General features: G+C 38.9%; 15 protein-coding genes, 2 tRNA genes and 1 pseudogene. 11 read left to right on the top strand and 7 right to left on the bottom strand.

Annotated features, from left to right (window positions below; translation table 11 throughout):
* Positions 1 to 36 precede the first annotated feature (36 nt).
* The gene (locus tag EZY12_18500) at positions 37 to 1,092 is read left to right on the top strand and encodes a DUF5131 family protein (GenBank protein ID QSX66753.1); all 1,056 of its coding nucleotides are present in this window, start codon (positions 37 to 39) and stop codon (positions 1,090 to 1,092) included.
* A gap of 62 nt (positions 1,093 to 1,154) precedes the next feature.
* Here the strand turns inward: EZY12_18500 and EZY12_18495 are convergent, their stop codons facing one another.
* The 3 genes from EZY12_18495 to EZY12_18485 all read right to left on the bottom strand — a co-directional run bounded on the left by EZY12_18495 (position 1,155) and on the right by EZY12_18485 (position 2,876).
* Positions 1,155 to 1,961 carry a hypothetical protein gene (locus EZY12_18495; GenBank protein ID QSX66752.1) on the bottom strand — a complete coding sequence of 269 codons (807 nt, stop codon included), beginning with the start codon at positions 1,959 to 1,961 and terminating at the stop codon, positions 1,155 to 1,157.
* A 284-nt stretch (positions 1,962 to 2,245) separates the two neighbouring features.
* Positions 2,246 to 2,617, bottom strand: coding sequence for a type II toxin-antitoxin system VapC family toxin (locus EZY12_18490; protein QSX66751.1), 372 nt, complete (start codon positions 2,615 to 2,617; stop codon positions 2,246 to 2,248).
* A complete protein-coding gene (locus EZY12_18485; protein QSX66750.1) occupies positions 2,607 to 2,876 on the bottom strand; it encodes a hypothetical protein in 270 nt (89 codons plus the stop codon). The genes EZY12_18490 and EZY12_18485 overlap by 11 nt, the downstream gene beginning before the upstream one ends.
* A gap of 396 nt (positions 2,877 to 3,272) precedes the next feature.
* Here EZY12_18485 and EZY12_18480 point away from each other — a divergent pair.
* From EZY12_18480 to EZY12_18465, 4 genes are all read left to right on the top strand, one after another.
* Positions 3,273 to 3,338 (top strand) — tRNA-Arg (locus EZY12_18480).
* A gap of 399 nt (positions 3,339 to 3,737) precedes the next feature.
* Positions 3,738 to 5,645, top strand: coding sequence for a 1-deoxy-D-xylulose-5-phosphate synthase (locus EZY12_18475; GenBank protein ID QSX66749.1), 1,908 nt, complete (start codon positions 3,738 to 3,740; stop codon positions 5,643 to 5,645).
* 754 nt (positions 5,646 to 6,399) lie between these two features.
* A complete protein-coding gene (locus EZY12_18470) occupies positions 6,400 to 8,169 on the top strand; it encodes a protein kinase (protein QSX70728.1) in 1,770 nt (589 codons plus the stop codon).
* Between the two features lie 325 nt (positions 8,170 to 8,494).
* Positions 8,495 to 8,968: a DUF1499 domain-containing protein gene (locus tag EZY12_18465; GenBank protein QSX66748.1), complete on the top strand. Its 474-nt coding sequence runs from the start codon at positions 8,495 to 8,497 to the stop codon at positions 8,966 to 8,968.
* A 73-nt stretch (positions 8,969 to 9,041) separates the two neighbouring features.
* Here EZY12_18465 and EZY12_18460 read toward each other — a convergent pair whose 3' ends face one another.
* From EZY12_18460 to EZY12_18450, 3 genes are all read right to left on the bottom strand, one after another.
* Positions 9,042 to 9,701, bottom strand: a complete 660-nt coding sequence (locus EZY12_18460; GenBank protein ID QSX66747.1) for a rhomboid family intramembrane serine protease — start codon at positions 9,699 to 9,701, stop codon at positions 9,042 to 9,044.
* A 184-nt stretch (positions 9,702 to 9,885) separates the two neighbouring features.
* Positions 9,886 to 11,232, bottom strand: a complete 1,347-nt coding sequence (locus tag EZY12_18455; protein QSX66746.1) for an N-acetylmuramoyl-L-alanine amidase — start codon at positions 11,230 to 11,232, stop codon at positions 9,886 to 9,888.
* A gap of 40 nt (positions 11,233 to 11,272) precedes the next feature.
* On the bottom strand, positions 11,273 to 12,211 hold the full coding sequence (locus EZY12_18450) for a serine hydrolase (protein QSX70727.1): 939 nt from the start codon (positions 12,209 to 12,211) through the stop codon (positions 11,273 to 11,275).
* 152 nt (positions 12,212 to 12,363) lie between these two features.
* Between EZY12_18450 and EZY12_18445 the strand changes: the two genes are divergently transcribed.
* From EZY12_18445 to EZY12_18425, 5 genes and pseudogenes are all read left to right on the top strand, one after another.
* On the top strand, positions 12,364 to 13,218 hold the full coding sequence (locus EZY12_18445; GenBank protein QSX66745.1) for an Rpn family recombination-promoting nuclease/putative transposase: 855 nt from the start codon (positions 12,364 to 12,366) through the stop codon (positions 13,216 to 13,218).
* A gap of 93 nt (positions 13,219 to 13,311) precedes the next feature.
* Positions 13,312 to 13,578: pseudogene (locus EZY12_18440) on the top strand (DUF2887 domain-containing protein).
* A gap of 483 nt (positions 13,579 to 14,061) precedes the next feature.
* Positions 14,062 to 14,757, top strand: coding sequence for a C40 family peptidase (locus tag EZY12_18435; GenBank protein ID QSX66744.1), 696 nt, complete (start codon positions 14,062 to 14,064; stop codon positions 14,755 to 14,757).
* 67 nt (positions 14,758 to 14,824) lie between these two features.
* The gene (locus EZY12_18430; protein QSX66743.1) at positions 14,825 to 15,778 is read left to right on the top strand and encodes a glycosyltransferase family 2 protein; all 954 of its coding nucleotides are present in this window, start codon (positions 14,825 to 14,827) and stop codon (positions 15,776 to 15,778) included.
* A 44-nt stretch (positions 15,779 to 15,822) separates the two neighbouring features.
* Positions 15,823 to 17,046 (top strand): MFS transporter, encoded by a 1,224-nt coding sequence (locus tag EZY12_18425; GenBank protein ID QSX66742.1) that lies wholly within the window; start codon positions 15,823 to 15,825, stop codon positions 17,044 to 17,046.
* A gap of 335 nt (positions 17,047 to 17,381) precedes the next feature.
* Here the strand turns inward: EZY12_18425 and EZY12_18420 are convergent.
* Positions 17,382 to 17,455 (bottom strand) — tRNA-Arg (locus EZY12_18420).
* Positions 17,456 to 17,492: 37 nt separating this feature from the next.
* On the opposite strand from EZY12_18420, the gene moaC reads away from it, so the two are divergent.
* Positions 17,493 to 17,987 (top strand): cyclic pyranopterin monophosphate synthase MoaC, encoded by a 495-nt coding sequence (gene moaC / locus EZY12_18415; protein ID QSX66741.1) that lies wholly within the window; start codon positions 17,493 to 17,495, stop codon positions 17,985 to 17,987.
* The last annotated feature ends 60 nt before the right edge of the window (positions 17,988 to 18,047 follow it).

The following is an 18,047-nucleotide window of genomic DNA, read 5'->3' as shown; positions in this document are numbered from 1 at the left end:
TTTTAATGTTTGATGTTAATTAATAAGGATAAAAAAATGAGTAAAGATTCTAATATTGAATGGACTGGTAATACATGGCCAATAGTAACGGGGTGTGATCCAGATTCGGACGGCTGCGCGAATTGCTATGCAGTGTTAGAAAGTTGGATTCATTCACATCATCCCAACCCCAAAATATCCGATGTTTTTGCAGGAACAGTCAGAAAATCAACCAATGGTAAACTGCAATGGACAGGGCAAATCAATCTACAACCCCAACGCTTAAAATGGATTTTGGAATGGGGAAATTGGAAAAAACCCGAACTCGTATTTGTCGCTAATTTGGGGGATTTATTTCATAAAGATGTTCCCTTCGATTTCATAGATGAAGCTGTGGCATATATGATCATCGCCCGGTGGAACATTTACCAAATTCTCACCAAACGCCCGGAAATTATGCACCAGTATTTCACCAGTCCTGACCGTCTCCAAAAGATTCAATCTGCATTGGTGAAAGCTAAATCCGAAATACTAGAAACTAAATTAACAAAACGGGTACGCAAATTAGTAGAGGAAAGTTGCAGATTCTTAGAGGAAACGGAACTCAAGTTACCATTGGATCATCTGTGGTTGGGGTATTCAGTATGCACACAGAAAGACGCTGAAGATGTTTATTATCTGCTAAAAACACCTGCCAAAATTCGTTTTCTCAGTTGTGAACCAGTTTTGGAAGACATTGATTTATCAGAGTATTTAAGCGAGTTTATTGGTGCGGGTATCTGTGATGGCTGCGGTGAACAACGGGACATTCTCTATGCTGTTGACGCTGCACCTGTAGCTGGATTAGCAATTTGTAATCAGTGTATACCCCGACTAAGTTGGTGCATTCTTGGTGGGGAGTCTGGACACAATGCCCGTGTTTGTGAGATTGAACATTTGCGATCGCTCACCAAAGCTTGCCAAAAAGCCCAAGTACGAATATTTATCAAACAACTTGGAGCAAAACCAATGTTAGATAATGCACCCTACAAAATCAGTGATAAAAAAGGTGGAATTTTATCTGAATTTCCAGAAGATTTACAAATTAGGGAGTTTCCATTGGTAAATCAATAACATTTTTAATTACTAATTCGCAATTCGTAATTTTGGGGTTTAATTGCGAATTACGAATTATTTTAAGGCTTTGCATCTCTAACTATTGGAATTATTTCATGGATGTCTACCACCCTTGCAGCAATATCTACAAAAAAGGTAGTTAAAACATTAACTATGATTAATGTCACAAATATTGTTCTTCCTCCACCTGGAATGTTAACAATAATGCCGGCAATTTCAGATAATTTCTCTATATTTTTTTTGCTTGTTTCAATTTCATGCCAGTTCACATTATCATTATTCTGGTGAATTTCAAGCTCTTTAATTCGTCCCAAAAGCGAGGTATCATCCCAAAAAAGAAGTTTTTCAATATTTTGGATTTTAGCAGTATTTTCTCTTAACTCCACCTCTAATTTTATCAGAGATTCAGTAGATTCTTTCTCAATTATCGGACGTTGAGTTAATAACTTAACAAGCGTTTTTAATTCTTCACTAGAGCGTCTGCCAGAACCGGATTCAGCCGCTTCAGGAATAGCTTTTAGTAAGGCATCTTGTCGTTTAGCTAATGCAGAAAGCTTTTGCTCTAAGCTTTTTCTGTCAGTAATATCAATTGCTTGGTTAATGATAAAATTTTCACACCGTTTGCTACAAACTGCCAAGCATATATCATCATGATGATATTCCCAATTTGTCTCTGTTCCCACTGGGGAATTAATCAATTTTTTTATTTCTCTAGCTTGGTCATAGCATTTGTCACCTGCTATTTTACCTTCAACGCTATCTTTAAATAAAGTAGATAAATTGTTGTTGACTCTCAAGTATCTACAATTTAGATCAACCAGGGAAATAAAACCTGGTATAGATTCTATAAAATCAAATTCAGTCATTTTTTTAATTTAAAAGAGAATATTTAGATTTAATTATACCTCCTAAAATTTGACTATTTCTTCCATCGGTGTATCCATCTAAAATACCGAGCGATAGTGTAACTAGCGCGACCTGGGAATCGCCGTGAACATTTCCCACTCCCCCGTATTCCAAAACTCAGGAAAGCGCAACTTAGGCACACTCATAGCTCACCCCCATGCTGTGTTTCCCAATCCAAAACAGCCTCTTTTGTAAACAACCCCGAAATGTCCCGCCCCTGCGCCATCAAATCATCCATAAAATGCTAACTCCCTAGCTCCAATGGATTGTGGATCACCAAACCCTCTATCCACTCAAAATCTTTTATATTTGCCGTTGCTAACGGTAGATCAGAATCTAAACAGGTTGCAGCAATTAGGGCATCACCTACGGACATTTTTCGCTGTTGGCGCAAAGCAACCGCAATTTCAAGCGTAACTTTATTGATCATTAAAATATCCAAGTTATCTAAAATCGCCATGATGGCCTGTTTTTCAGCCTCACCTAAACGATGGTAGCCCAATGTTTCCAAACGACTAATCGCAGAATAATGCGTGGCATAATTCACCAACCAGCTACGCAACTGCGTATATGGCGGCTGAGTGGCATAAATAATCAAATTACTATCAATCAGCATCGTCTCTCCCGAACAAATTGCGGTCTTGGCGTTGTTCACGCTGCCAAACAACTGGATCAGTAATTTCTGCAAAAGGATTTAACGCCACCGCCTGCGCCAATGCTTGCGCCAAACCTTCGCGCCTTACTTGGTTTAAAGTGATAGGCGTTTTTTCTCGTGCTTTTTGTTCTAAATAAACAGCATAATTCAGTAACTCCGCTTGCGATGATATCGGTAAAGCTGCGGCATGGTGTTGAATTTGTTGCAAAATAGGGTTCATAGCTGTCGTTTATCTAGTACCGACGATATCTATCTATATTACTGCTCATACGCCCCCAACCCCGAAATTTCTCGCCCCTGCGCCAGCTTGTGCAACAACGGAATCAAATCCTCCATCAATGCCAACTCCTTCCGAGCAGCAATTCTCATTTTGAAAAAAATCAGATCAAACTCTCTTAATTTAAGTGGAGAACCTATATCAAATTATCATTTTTTGATAGATAGTTATTATCCGAGAAATTGGGTGTAAATGGTGTCCACATTATTAAAACGAGTAGTGTAGGATTAGTGGGCATTACAAATATGAACAACTTTGTTAAAAATTATTACAGCATTAATAGGGTAGCTCAAAATTAGATCAATTATTTTAGATGTAGCCAAAACCATTGCTAACACTGGGTTTTAGATAAATAAATTCTGCCTTCTAAGCGGACGGTCACAGGTTCGAGTCCTGTCGTACCCATTAAAATTAGTATGTCTAGGAGTCAGGAGTCACCGAGTCAGGAGTCACCGAGTCAGGAGTCAGGAGAAAGAAGTCAGGAGAAAGAAGTCAGGAGAAAGAAGTCAGGAGAAAGAAGGGTTTGCTGATGAGTCCTCAGATTTGCCTGGCTTTTTTTAGTGAAAATGCAAGGGTTTTCAATATCTTGGCTCGATAATCTGGCACTTGTTTGTTGATAAAACTCTGTAAACTTTTATCTATTAACGCTTTTGCTTTCTTTCAGCAAGCTCTACATAGATATTAAAAACGCACAAAAGTTATAGTTATACAAGAATAATTGATGATGGTCAGATTTTAGAAGCCACCGGAAGTGGGAAAATAAAATTATGCCAAAAGAAGACTTAGAAAGGAAAAGCCGATAGTATGCATTTGAGTGAAATTACCCATCCTAACCAGTTACATGGTTTGTCAATTCGGCAGTTGCAACAGATTGCCCGTCAAATTCGTGAGAAACACCTACAAACCGTAGCAGCCTTTGGAGGGCATTTGGGTCCGGGCTTGGGAGTTGTAGAACTAACCCTAGGGCTTTACCAAACCCTGGATTTAGATCGAGATAAAATCACATGGGATGTTGGACATCAAGCTTATCCTCATAAATTAATTACCGGACGCTACAGTAATTTTGACACTCTCCGCCAAAAAGACGGCGTTGCAGGTTATCTCAAACGTGGTGAAAACAAATTCGATCATTTTGGTGCGGGACACGCTTCTACAAGTATTTCCGCTGCCTTGGGAATGGCTTTAGCCCGCGATTTAAAAGGGGAAAAATTTAAAACCGTTGCGGTGATTGGTGATGGTGCTTTAACTGGGGGTATGGCACTAGAAGCTATTAACCACGCTGGACACCTTCCCAAAACTAATCTGCTGGTGGTTCTCAATGACAATGAGATGTCTATTTCTCCCAATGTGGGGGCGATTCCTCGTTATCTGAATAAGATGCGTCTGAGTCCACCGGTGCAGTTTCTCTCAGAGGGCATTGAGGAACAGCTCAAAAATCTGCCTTTTGTGGGTGAGTCCATTTCTCCAGAACTGGAACGCATTAAAGAAGGCATGAAGCGGTTAGCAGTTCCCAAGGTTGGGGCAGTTTTTGAAGAATTGGGCTTTACCTACATGGGGCCAGTTGATGGGCATAATTTAGAGGAATTGATTGCCACATTCCAACAAGCGCATCAAATTACTGGCCCTGTTTTGGTTCATGTAGTAACAACTAAGGGTAAAGGCTATGAAATAGCGGAAAAAGACCAAGTAGGCTACCATGCTCAAACCCCTTTTAATTTGACGACGGGGAAAGCAATTCCTTCCAGTAAACCTAAACCCCCTGCTTACGCTAAGGTCTTTTCTCATACTTTAGTGACACTAGCTGAACAAAATCCCAAAATCGTGGGGATTACAGCGGCCATGGCTACTGGTACGGGCTTAGATAAACTCCAAGCTAAACTACCCAATCAATATATTGATGTGGGAATTGCGGAACAACACGCCATTACTTTAGCCGCAGGTTTGGCCTGTGAGGGAATGCGTCCGGTTGCTGCTATTTATTCCACTTTCCTACAACGGGCTTTTGACCAAATTATTCACGATGTTTGTATTCAAAATCTCCCCGTCTTTTTCTGTTTAGATCGAGCGGGAATCGTGGGCGCTGATGGTCCAACTCACCAAGGTATGTATGATATTGCTTATATGCGCTGTATCCCTAACATGGTGGTAATGGCTCCCAAGGATGAAGCCGAATTACAACGGATGGTTGTAACTGGGATTAATCACACCAGTGGACCTATTTCTATGCGTTTCCCCCGTGGTAATGGTCACGGTGTCCCTTTGATGGAAGAAGGTTGGGAAGCTTTAGAAATAGGTAAGGGGGAAATTCTCCGTCAAGGTGATGATGTGCTAATCCTTGGTTATGGAACTATGGTTTATCCAGCTATGCAAGCGGCGGAAATTCTCAGCGAATATGGCATTGAAGCAACTGTCATTAATGCCCGTTTTGTTAAACCCTTGGACACTGATTTGATTTTACCTTTGGCTAAACAAATTGGTCGGGTTGTGACTTTGGAGGAAGGTTGTTTAATGGGTGGCTTTGGTTCTGCTGTAGCTGAGGCTTTACTTGATGCTGATGTGGTTGTGCCTGTGAAGCGGATTGGTGTACCTGATATTTTGGTAGAACACGCTACGCCTGATCAATCTTTTGCAGCGTTAGGTTTAAGTAGTCCTCAAATTGCCGAAACTGTTTTACAAGCTTTCTTTAAGAAGGAATTAGCTGTTGTGAAATAGTTTTTGTTGTCTGAATCAGGATTTTCAGGATTTGAGGATTTTCAGGATTGATATATTTTGCATCCTTGAATCTTAATCATCTTGATTCTGACATTATCCTTCCCAGCTAACCCGACTGTCATCACTTGTCTGATAGCGTAGCGTGGCGCAAGCCATATCAGGATTTACAGGATTTAAGGATTTACAGGATTGTTATTTGAGTATTAATTAATGAGATTAATATAAACAAACATGATAATACTTGATTATAGATAATTTTGTAAATTCTTCGATGTTCCTAATCTTTATAACTTGTTTGAATCAGGATTTACAGGATTGTTATTTGAGTATTAATTAATGAGATTAATATAAACAAACATGATAATACTTGATTATAGATAATTTTGTAAATTCTTCGATGTTCCTGATTTTCATAACTTGTCTGAATCAGGATATCCAGGATTTAAGGATTTACAGGATTGTTATTTGAGCATTAATTAGGGTTTGCTGCAAAAGTCTAAGGTGGATTTTTGTCTCACGCAAAGGTGCATCATAAAATATCATCATCCTGAAAATCCTTAAATCGGTGGATATCCTGATTCAGACAAATAATCCCATCAATAAATCACAGATAAGTAGGTAGGCATAATTAAATATAATATAAAGCAAGATGCCCACCAAGAATCAACAATATTATTTTGATATTACTTGATCCCATCTACTTAGATGTTTATTGGTTAAGTATCTTATGTTTAATTTTTCAGTCTAACTTTTCATAACCATGACTCTACTAAACAATCGTTATCAAGTTATCCAGGTTTTAGGTGCTGGGGGTTTTGGAGAAACATTTCTCGCAGAAGATACCTATATGCCTTCCCGTCGGCGTTGCGTGATTAAGCAACTCAAGCCTATCAGTAATGATCCTCAAACTTATCAAATAATTCAAAAACGGTTTGAGAGGGAAGCAGCGACATTAGAGTATTTGGGGGAAGCTAATGACCAAATTCCTAACCTTTTTGCTTATTTCTCGGAAAATGGACTATTTTACCTGGTGCAAGAATGGGTTCATGGTCAAACTCTGACTAATGTAATTCAATCTCAAGGACAATTACAGGAAAATACTGTTAGGGAAATTCTGTTAAGTTTGCTGTCTGTGTTGGATTATGTCCATAGTAAAGGGATTATTCATCGAGATATTAAGCCAGATAATATTATTTGGCGTGAGATAGATAATAAACCTGTTTTAATTGATTTTGGTGCTGTTAAAGAAACTATTCGGACTACTATCAATGCCGCTGGACATCCTACCCAGTCGCTAATAATTGGTACACCTGGATTTATGCCGAGTGAACAAGCTATTGGTCGTCCAGTTTATGCTACTGATATTTATAGTTTAGGTTTAACTGCAATTTATTTACTCACGGGTAAATATCCTCAAGAACTGGAAACTCATCCCCACACAGGACAAATTCTCTGGCAAGATTATGCTGGGGGTGTTTCTCCGCAATTAGCAATGGTACTAACTCAAGCGATTGAACCAAGGACGAGCGATCGCTTTACTACTGCTGCTAAAATGCTCTATGCTTTAAAATCTGAAGCTTCTACTGTCCCACAGGTTAATAATACAGTAGCAACAATTCGCCTCACTCCTCCTAAAGCTATATCTTCACCTTCTCAAAATCCTGTTATTAAAACCGCGAATAATTCTCGAATCTGGCAAACACCAACTATGATTATTGGCGGCTTTGTGGTGGGAATAATAGGTGCAGTAGCAATTTCTAGTATCAACCGACCACAAACTACAAATTCTATTGCCACTAACTCTAATATTACATCAACCTCAACTCAAACACCAACTTCAATAATTACAAATACCCCCATTTCTGAACCAACTTTATCTCCTACTCCTTCAATATTACCTGAACCTACAGAATCAATTTCTGAAAATACTCCTACTCCTTCAATAGAATCAACACCACAACCAGAAATAAAAAATGAAGAGGAACAAACATCTATAGTTCCTACAACTGAACCGGCTTTAACTATCAAAGAAACACGCAAGAAAAAAAGAGAGGGAAAACGTGATCAAGTAGTTACTAATATTATTAGGGAAACTGTACCAGCATTTCCTACAGGTACATCAAGAAGTAGTGTAGAAGCAACGCTAGGTAAGAAGAAAGATTTAAGAGGATTATGGGGTAATACTCGGGCAGTTACTTATAAAGTTGTCCCTGATAAAATTGATTTAGGCTATTTATTTGATAAGAAAACTGGAACGCTTAAACAAACGGAGGCAGCTTTTGCATCATCAGTAGAAGCTGAAGTTATGCAGACAACTCTAAATGGTTTATTGAATGGAGAAGCTACAGGAGAAATTAAACAAGGACTGGAACAAGTTCAACAGCGGCAAACAGATAATTTCACGTTTAGTAAAGGTGGGGTAAAAGGTCAAATAGTTCGGCAAAGTTGTGATTTTATCTATATTAGTATTTGGGATGCTGATTTACATGATTTTGTGAATCCAGCAGATGCAAAACAGTGTTAATCAACGTAAAAAAAGTTTAGTAGCGACTGAGCAAGGTACAGAATGAGTACAAAAATTGCGCTATGAATTTCGGTATTGGCTAGATAGTGTGGATGTCAGAAATCTCACATTTATTGATGAAACAGGGATAAATTTGGCTATAACAGATGCGAAGGCGCAGAAAGAGTCTATGATGAACAATATTAAAAATATAATATCGTCTAATTTCATTTTTTGTCAGAATCAGGATGCCCACCGATTAGAGGATTTTCAGGATTTAATTAATTAAAATATATCAAAATCTGATAATATATCTAAAATCACAGAATATAACAGTCAAATGATTATGTCCAATTTAACAATTTCTCGACTACGGAATATTATTTTCTCGGTATTCCTAACTCTGATCATTAGTTTCACCATTTCTGGAACTGCTTCGGCTTCTAGCTTGGGAATTGAGTCAGGTTCTCTTAGTCCTTGTCCAGCTTCTCCTAATTGTGTTGTCAGTCAAAATGCTGATGCTAAACACACTATTGCACCGATTACCTATAATGTAACAAGAGATAAAGCTAGAGAAACTTTACTCAAAGTTCTCACTGTTGTTCCCCGGACTCAAATTATCAAACAAACAGATAATTATGTTCATGCTATTTCTAAAAGTCGCATTTTCAAATTTGTTGATGATGTGGAGTTTTATTTTCCTAGCGATAAGTCAATTATTCATATCCGTTCTGCTTCTCGGGTAGGAGATTCTGATTTTGGTGTCAACCGCACGCGTTTAGAGCAAATTCGTTTAGCTTTACGGGATTTGAATATTTAATGTAAGTTACTTTGTCAGAATCAGGATTTCCAGGATTAAAGGATGAACAGGATGAAAATAGAGATTTTATTCCCTATTCCCTATTCCCCAGTGCAAAAATACTCCCGACAATAAAGCCACCAAGATGCGCCCAATAAGCGACTCCTCCCGTTTCTACACTCATATTGGCTGCTGCTTGGAGACTAGCAAAACCAGAAATGAGATTTTGCACAAAGAAAATACCAATAATTACTAATGCAGGAACATTAATTGTGGTAACGAAAAAACCCAAGAAAATTAATGTGGTAATTCTGGCTTGGGGAAACCAGATTAAATATGCACCTAAAACTCCAGAAATTGCCCCACTTGCTCCCAAGGAAGGAATAGTAGAGTATATACCAATAAACCATTGACATAAAGCAGCTATAGCACCACAAATTAAATAAAATAATAGATATTTAAAATGCCCTAATCGGTCTTCAATATTGTTACCAAATACCCACAGATAGATCATATTGGATATTAAGTGCCACCAACCTCCATGCAAAAATTGTGAGGTAAATAAGGTTGTCCACTCTCCACTCAAGTTGATGGTTAATTCTTGCGGTATTACCGCATACAATTGAAAAAACTGTTCTAGTTGTAGATTTGACAAACTTATTTCATGGAGAAAAACTAGAACATTCATCCCAATTAATCCATAGGTGAAATATGGGGTAATCCGAGTAGGGTTTTCATCGTAGAGGGGAAACACAAATATTGTTCCTAATCATTATTAATATCACTATAACAGGATTCAAGAAGAAGGAGTCACCGAGTCAGGAGTCCAGGAATGAAGAATAAAGAAAATTTTTCTCCTCTTGCCTATTGCCTATTGCCTATTGCCTATTACCAATTACCAATTACCAATTACCAATTCCCCATTCCCTGTTTCCTAGTTATAAAAGATTTGCTGATTCATAGAGTCTTCTGATGATAGCTGTAATTTTGATTCCGTAGTCTAAATCCGCAGACCAGCGCCCTGATAATTGATTAACTGAGGAAGCAACACCTCTAGTAACAAAACGAAATCTAGGATCTACTTCTGGCTGGACTAAAGGTTCTAAACTGGCATAGGCTTTTAAATGTTGAATATGCGCTCTGACACCAATTCTGGCACTAGGAAATGATGCTCCCTCTGCACCACCACCAACTGCACCCAAACCGGCAAAGTTATTTTGCTGGGGTTTAATATCAGTACCAAACCGTAAAAATCCAGTTTCTAAACACATTTGAGAAAAAGCAATATCATGATTTATGCCTTCGATAGTTGCTTCTTCTCGATATAGTTTAGAAAGGTCAGGAAACTGTGTAATGGCACTTTCATTATTGTTTTTCAGAAATAATTGTAGCTGTATTTCTGATGTATTACCATTAGAGATAATTTGCTCAATTTGTCCGGGACAAACTGCGGAAATTGAGCGTAATTTTACTGTACGTGTGGCACTATCCCAATTAATCGAAACATGAGAATCTCGAAGTTCTACTGCTTTGATATAAACTATTTGCCGATAGGTAATCCGACGAAGATTATTAACTTTTGAGATATTAACTCGTAACCGATCTACTAAATCAATTGGGATATAAGCATTACCATTAATTAATACTCCTTGTTCTGAGTAAGTTTGTCCATTGATATTGATATTAATGCTGGAATAGTTTTCGGTTGTTGGTTGCTGAGGATCATTTGTTTGACTCCAAGTAGCAAGCCCTTCCGCAATTCCTATGGCAAAATCACGACGACGACTTTGCAATAAAGCCCGATCTTCAGGACTACTCAAGAAACCGACTTGTAGTAATAAAGCGCCAATTGCAGTTTGACGACAAAATTGTAAACTACCCAAACCACTTTCTGTATCTGGTTTCACTCCGCGATTTGGTAATTGCGGGACACGTTGCAAAAGTCCTTTTAATACCATTTCGGCGTTTTGTTTGCGTTGGTCATTTTTGGCAATATAGAAGGCACTTCCTCCACGCACAGATGGACTACTAGCCGCATTAGCTTGAATTTCTATGGCTACATCTTTAGAATTAGCACGAGCATTAATCCAAGTAATAGTTTGAGCGGCACTTAAATCGTCAGGAACAGCCAAAACTTCTAAATTACGGGTGCGGAGTTCTATTACCACCAAATCCCGCAAAAGAATCATTTCCTTTGCTTCTGTTGTGCCACCAGCGATCGCTCCAGGGTCATTCTTACCCGCTTCTGTGCCACCATGTGCCGCAGAAATAAAAATCCGTCCCATTTTTACCTATTTCCGTTGTTAAGTCCCAGCAATTGCAATTTTATAAATTAGCTACGGCTTGTGCAATTCTTTCAGACACAAAAGGCAAAATTTCTCTGCTTTTAGCTTGTTCTTTCCCTTCCGTAAATACTGCTAATAAATAAGGACGTTGATCAGGTAATTCAATATAAGCCGCATCGTGACGGACTGTGCTTGTCCAACCTGCTTTTGACCAGATTTGACTATTTTCCGGTAATCCACTGCCTAAGAAGCCTGTAACCTGGTCTTCTTCCCCATCTTGGGGTAACTCTTCTGGATTAAGACTGCGTTTAAGTAAATTCATCATGGATTGCGATCGCATACTAGAAACCGCTACCCCACCCACGATACTATGTAATAATCTGGCAGTAGCATCTGTGGTCAACATATTGCGATTTTCAAACATTTCCCCATAAAACGCCTTTTCCCGTCCATAGGGACCATCACCCCAAGTTTTTTGACAGGCATTAATTACTTGCATTTCCTCCCACCCCAAAGACTGGTAATAGCGATTAATAATATTCCGCTGATATTTCCACGTTTCAAAAGGACCAGGGGTTAACTGTGGACCAGAAGTAGTACCAGTGAGAATATCAACTATTAAACTGGTAGCATCATTACTAGAATCAACTATCATATCAGTCAAAGCTCGATCTAATTCTCCTGAAGTCTGACTCATACCCTTTTCTAGCCATTCTTGCAGCACCACCAAATAAAATAATTTCACCACACTAGCCGGATAAATCCGCTCTCCTCCCCGATAACTAAATCCCCGCACCGCGTGTGACCAAAAAGCGTTTGGAGTCAGCGCACCACCTGTATTAACTGGTGCTGGAGGATCATATACAACCCAAGTCAATGCAATTTGATTAGATGCTAAAGTCGGAAATTTTGCCCAAGTTGCCTCTAAAATTTGATTACCGAGATTTTCTAGTTGTTCGTCTTTATTAAAAAAAACCATTGGTGAAGAATTTCCTGATGATATTAAGAGTTTAGTTGCTGATTTCATTTTATCATTATTTGTATACTCACTCAGGTAGATAAGAAAATGCGGACTATTATCAGCTAATGAATTACAAAATTTAGTTACAAAATCATCTCTAAAAATACTATATGCGTCGAGACTCAATATTTTACAAACTCTTTCAACAATCTCCTTCCCTCTTATTTCAACTATTGCAAAATCCTCCTGCAAATGCCGATGATTATAGGTTTGATTCTGTAGCAGTCAAAGAACCCAGATTTGAAATTGACGGTGTATTTTTACCACCAGAAAATGAAAATAGGGGTGTTGTTTATTTCTGTGAAGTACAATTCCAGGTAGATAAACAGCTTTATGAAAGGGTATTTGCTGAATCTTCACTATATTTCTACCGCAACCGTGCTAGATTTAGCGATTGGCAAGCAGTGATAATTTATCCATCTCGCAAAACAGAACAAAGTGATATTTATCCTCATCGGAGCTTACTCAATGGTAATCAAGTACATCGAGTATATTTAGATGAATTGGGAGATATTCGACAATTACCTGTATGGGTAGCATTGATGGTACTCACAACCTTAGAAGAAGGTCAAGCACCAGAAGCAGCAAGGTATTTGTTAACAAAAACTAATGAAGAAATACCATCACCATCAAGTCGCGCCATAATAGAAATGATCACGACGATAATGGTGTACAAGTTTGAAAACCTAAGTCGCACGGAGGTAGAATCTATGTTGGGAATTACACTCAAAGAAACGCGAGTTTATCGAGAAATTAAAGAAGAGGGACGGGAAGAAGGATTAGAACAAGCAACGGTTAATCTGGTTATCCGACTGCTAACAAAGCGGTTTGGAGAATTATCCCCAGAAATCCGCACCGCTATTTCTGCTTTACCATTACCTATATTGGAAGATTTGAGCGAAGCATTATTAGATTTTACCAATTTGGCTGATTTACAGGTTTGGTTAACAGCTTTGCAGGATTAATCAATATTGGAGGATGCGTTAAACTTTCCTAACGCATCACTTACAATACTATGTTATTACTTAGCACTGGTATCCGTTTGAGAAGTCTATTTTATTGATTAAAGTCAAGCACCAGAAGCAGCAAGGTATTTATTAACAAAAACTAATACAGAAATACTATCACCATCAAGTCGCGCCATAATAGAAATGATCACGACGATAATGGTGTATAAGTTTGAAAACCTAAGTCGCACGGAGGTAGAATCTATGTTGGGAATTACACTCAAAGAAACGCGAGTTTATCGAGAAATTAAAGAAGAGGGACGGGAAGAGGGATTAGAACAAGCAACGGTTAATCTGGTTATCCGACTTGAGTTTTAGCCCCAATGGGCAAACCATTGCTACGGCTTCTAGAGACAAAACAGCCAGGTTATGGCCTGTGCGAAATTTAGACCGGTTACTTGTGGATGGTTGTGAATATTTGCAGGATTATTTGCACAATCCAAATTCTGGTTTGAGTAATGAGGATCGACGATTATGTGATGACATAAAGGCTGGTGTCTGAATCAGGATATCCAGGATTTAAGGATTTACAGGATGGTTTATTATATAATTCTGTGTATCCTTAGATATTGCTCATTGTAATTCAGACAATGAAAAATCTGAGAATTAATGAAATTGTTGATTATACAATCCTGGTCATCCTTCAAATCCTGAAAATCCTGATTCAGACAATAAAGAATTTAACAATTAAGCACAATGGTTTATTGTTTTATCCTGTTCATCCTTAAATCCTGGACATCCTGATTCTGACAAATAGATAATCCTGTTCATCCTTAAATCCTGATTCAGACAATATTAATAATGTCAATAAACCTACTAATTCCCCCTTCCCCTACTGGAGAATATCACTGTCAGACTAACCTAAATATCTATAATTCTCCTGAATGTGTTAGTTTAGCCACCCAAGCCGCAACAGGACGACATTTACGAATAACATCAAATCATCAAAATACAGCAATTGCAGTTTGTTTATGTGAAGATAACTATCCAGGATGGTTATCTGTTCAAGATTGGCAATTTCTCCAACCCACAACAACAATATATCAACCCCAATTTATCTCCACAGCAGAAATTCAACAACACATACCCACAATTATTGCCTTTACCCAAGCCGCAAAAGAGCAAGATAATCATTATCTTTGGGGTGGAACAGTTGCCCCAAATTATGATTGTTCTGGTTTAATGCAAGCAGCTTTTAAATCTGTTGGTATTTGGCTACCTAGAGACGCTTATCAACAAGAAGCTTTTGTTCAACCTATTGATATTAATCAAACACAACCAGGGGATTTAATCTTTTTTGGTACTCCTCAAAAAGCCACTCATGTAGGTTTATATTTAGGTGATGGTTTGTATATTCACAGTTCAGGAAAAGATCAAGGAAGAAATGGTATTGGTATTGACCAACTTTCCGCACAAGAAGATACAGTAAGTCAGACTTATTATCAACAATTACGCGGCGCTGGTAGAGTGATCAAAAGTTATGCTGGTAATAGATAATTCAGATCCCCGATTTCTTTAAGAAGTCGGAGATCTATGTCCAGTCTTTAAGTATATAAAATTAACAATGTTAGATGTATCCGTAGTTGTCCCAATCAAAGATGAAGTAGAAAGTCTACCTTTATTGCTAGAAGCCATTTCTTCAACTCTCACAGCTAGTAAATTTAATTATGAAATTATCTGTGTAGATGATGGTTCTAGTGATGGTACAGCCGAATTTCTCAAAGAACAGGCACAGACCCGTACTGATTTAAAAGCGGTGATTTTACGTCGTAACTATGGACAAACTGCGGCTATGTCTGCGGGCTTTAATTATGCCACAGCTAAAGTAATCGTGACTTTAGACGCTGATTTACAAAATGACCCCGCTGATATTCCCATGTTATTAGCAAAGCTAGATGAAGGTTATGATTTAGTAAGTGGTTGGCGGCAAAATCGCCAAGATGGGGCTGTAAATCGCCTTTTACCTTCTAAAATTGCTAATTGGTTAATTCGTAGAGCTACAAGCGTTTATATTCATGATTATGGTTGTTCTCTCAAAGCGTATCGGGCTGAATTAGTGGCAGATATGAACCTTTATGGAGAATTACACCGCTTTTTACCTGCATTGGCATATATCGAAGGGGCGAGAATTACAGAAGTACCTGTGCGTCATCATGCGCGACGATTTGGACAAAGTAAATATGGCATATCGCGGACATTTCGGGTATTGATGGATTTATTAACTATTCTGTTTATGAAAAAGTTCCTCACCCGTCCCATGCACGTTTTTGGGCTGTTAGGCTTAATTTCTATGGTTGCAGGTGGAGGAATAGGTATACATTTAACCTTCATTAAATTAGCTTTTCATGCAGATATTGGCAACCGTCCTCTGTTAATTTTAGCGGTATTGCTGCTAGTAGCAGGAGTACAGTTATTTTGCTTCGGTCTTTTGGCAGAATTACTGATGCGAACTTATCATGAATCTCAAGGACGACCAATCTATCGAGTCCGAGAAGTTGTGGCAAAAAATGTTAAGTAACGTAACAATATAGAAATAATACTTTTTGCATTATTGCATCTGCCGTGAAAGCCTTTGATACTTTTGACGCTAATCTCCGAAAAAACCTGCTCATGTTATTTGCAGCGGGTTTGTTTTTCTGGTCAGGTTTGGCCTCATTATTGCCCACCTTACCCTTATATATTGAACATATTGGTGCTAGTAAACAAGAAATTGGCATTGTGATGGGTAGCTTTGCCATCGGGATGTTACTATGTCGCCCGTCAATGGGTGCTTTAGCAGATACACGGGGTCGCAAAGTAGTATTATTGATTGGAATGTCTGTGGCTGCGATCGCTCCTTTGGGATATTTATTTGTCAAATCAATAATTCCCCTCATGGTAATTCGCGCCTTTCATGGCATTAGTATTGCAGCTTTTGCCACAGCCTACATTGCCCTAGTCAGCGATTTAGCACCAGCACACCGTCGCGGTGAGGTCGTTGGTTACATGAGTTTGGTGAGTCCTTTAGGTGTGGGAATAGGTCCAGCCATAGGTGGATTTTTACAAGCAAGCGCTGGTTATACCCCCTTATTTATCTCATCTGCGGCTTTATGTTCTCTAGGTTTATTATGTATCATTCCCATTGTTAATCCACCTGTTGCCACCAAACCAAATAACAGCAAAAATGATAACTTTTGGCAAATATTAACCAGTCCTCGCGTGCGGATTCCTGCTATCGTCTTATTATTGAGTGGTTTGACCTTAGGTAGTTTGCATACTTTCATCTCCTTATTCATCAAATCCACGGGAGTTGATTTAAATCCAGGTTTCTTTTTTACCGCTGCGGCTGTCTCCAGTTTTGCTTGTAGATTATTTACTGGTAAAGCTTCAGATCAATATGGACGGGGTTTATTTGTTACCATGAGTTTGTTAGCTTACACTTTGGCTATCATCTGTGTTTGGCAAGCAAATAACGCTTTCATGTTCTTATTAGGAGCATGTATGGAAGGTGCTGCTTCGGGTACACTCATTCCCATGATTTCTGTATTGATGACAGATAGAGCTTTACCCCATGAACGCGGCAGAATATTTGGTGCTTCCTTAATGGGATTTGATATCGGTTTAGCGATCGCTGGGCCAATTTTTGGTACATTTGCCGAAACCCTGGGTTATCGGAATATGTTTGGTTTGACTACAGGTTTAACTGTCATAGCCATGATCATCTTCCTTACCCAGTCTAGCCGCAATATCCCGCAATCTGTGCGCTTTGCTTTAGGTCAGACTGAAGATATTTACGCTGTAAAATAGACATCTCCGAATCCAGTAGGGGCGCAGGGCCTGCGCCCAATGACAATGCCTTCACCCAATGACAATGCCTTCACCCAATGACAATGCCTTCACCCAATGACAATGCCTTCACCCAATGACAATGCCTTCACCCAATGACAATGCCTTCACCCAATGACAATGCCTTCACCCAATGACAATGCCTTCACCCAATGACAATGCCTTCACCCAATGACAATGCCTTCACCCAATGACAATGCCTTCACCCAATGACAATGCCTTCACCCAGTCCTTTAAAACCGATCAAAAATGCACAAACACCAAAAATGGCACTTGTGCATTTAAAATTATAGAAATGGGCGAGGAGGGATTCGAACCCCCGACACCGTGGTTCGTAGCCACGTGCTCTGGTCCACTGAGCTACACACCCTTGACTCACGAATTTAATAATAGCACACACTTTCCCAATGACGCAAGCTAATTTTGCAAATTCTTTTTCCTTAACCCATTTAGATGCTCAGGGAGAAGCTCAAATGGTTGATGTATCAGGCAAAGTAGCCACTATTCGCCAAGCAGTGGCTACTGGTAAGGTGCGGATGTTACCGGAGACATTCGCCACTATTCAAGCCGGTAACACTCCTAAAGGTGATGTTTTGGCAACTGCGAGGTTAGCGGGAATCATGGCCGCTAAACAGACAGCAAATTTAATTCCTCTTTGTCATCCTTTACCTTTGCAGAAAATTACCGTGGAAATTATTCCCGATGCCCAATTACCTGGTTATCAAATTGATGCCACTGTGAAAACCAAAGCAGAAACTGGTGTAGAAATGGAAGCTTTAACAGCGGTGTCTATTGCTGCTTTGACTTTATACGATATGGCTAAAGCGTTAGAAAAGTCAATTCAAATTGAGGCGATTCATTTAGTGAGTAAGACGGGTGGAAAGTCTGGAGATTGGGGATAGTTGACATTTCTGTAATAAATAACTACACTATTATTTGTTAGGACATTTGCCGTACATTAG

It is taken from the genome of Dolichospermum sp. DET69 (genome assembly GCA_017355425.1).
In the GTDB taxonomy this organism is placed as follows: Bacteria; Cyanobacteriota; Cyanobacteriia; order Cyanobacteriales; family Nostocaceae; genus Dolichospermum.
This window is presented reverse-complemented; position numbering and strand designations above follow the sequence as displayed.

Excerpts from the sequence above, each read along its gene's own strand:
- EZY12_18485 (QSX66750.1), bottom strand. The coding sequence starts at position 2,876 with ATGAACCCTATTTTGCAACAAATTCAACACCATGCCGCAGCTTTACCG.
- moaC (QSX66741.1), top strand. The coding sequence starts at position 17,493 with ATGACGCAAGCTAATTTTGCAAATTCTTTTTCCTTAACCCATTTAGAT.
- EZY12_18475 (QSX66749.1), top strand. The coding sequence starts at position 3,738 with ATGCATTTGAGTGAAATTACCCATCCTAACCAGTTACATGGTTTGTCA.
- EZY12_18455 (QSX66746.1), bottom strand. The coding sequence starts at position 11,232 with ATGGGACGGATTTTTATTTCTGCGGCACATGGTGGCACAGAAGCGGGT.
- EZY12_18465 (QSX66748.1), top strand. The coding sequence starts at position 8,495 with ATGTCCAATTTAACAATTTCTCGACTACGGAATATTATTTTCTCGGTA.
- EZY12_18490 (QSX66751.1), bottom strand. The coding sequence starts at position 2,617 with ATGCTGATTGATAGTAATTTGATTATTTATGCCACTCAGCCGCCATAT.
- EZY12_18430 (QSX66743.1), top strand. The coding sequence starts at position 14,825 with ATGTTAGATGTATCCGTAGTTGTCCCAATCAAAGATGAAGTAGAAAGT.
- EZY12_18445 (QSX66745.1), top strand. The coding sequence starts at position 12,364 with ATGCGTCGAGACTCAATATTTTACAAACTCTTTCAACAATCTCCTTCC.
- EZY12_18500 (QSX66753.1), top strand. The coding sequence starts at position 37 with ATGAGTAAAGATTCTAATATTGAATGGACTGGTAATACATGGCCAATA.
- EZY12_18450 (QSX70727.1), bottom strand. The coding sequence starts at position 12,211 with ATGGTTTTTTTTAATAAAGACGAACAACTAGAAAATCTCGGTAATCAA.
- EZY12_18495 (QSX66752.1), bottom strand. The coding sequence starts at position 1,961 with ATGACTGAATTTGATTTTATAGAATCTATACCAGGTTTTATTTCCCTG.
- EZY12_18435 (QSX66744.1), top strand. The coding sequence starts at position 14,062 with ATGTCAATAAACCTACTAATTCCCCCTTCCCCTACTGGAGAATATCAC.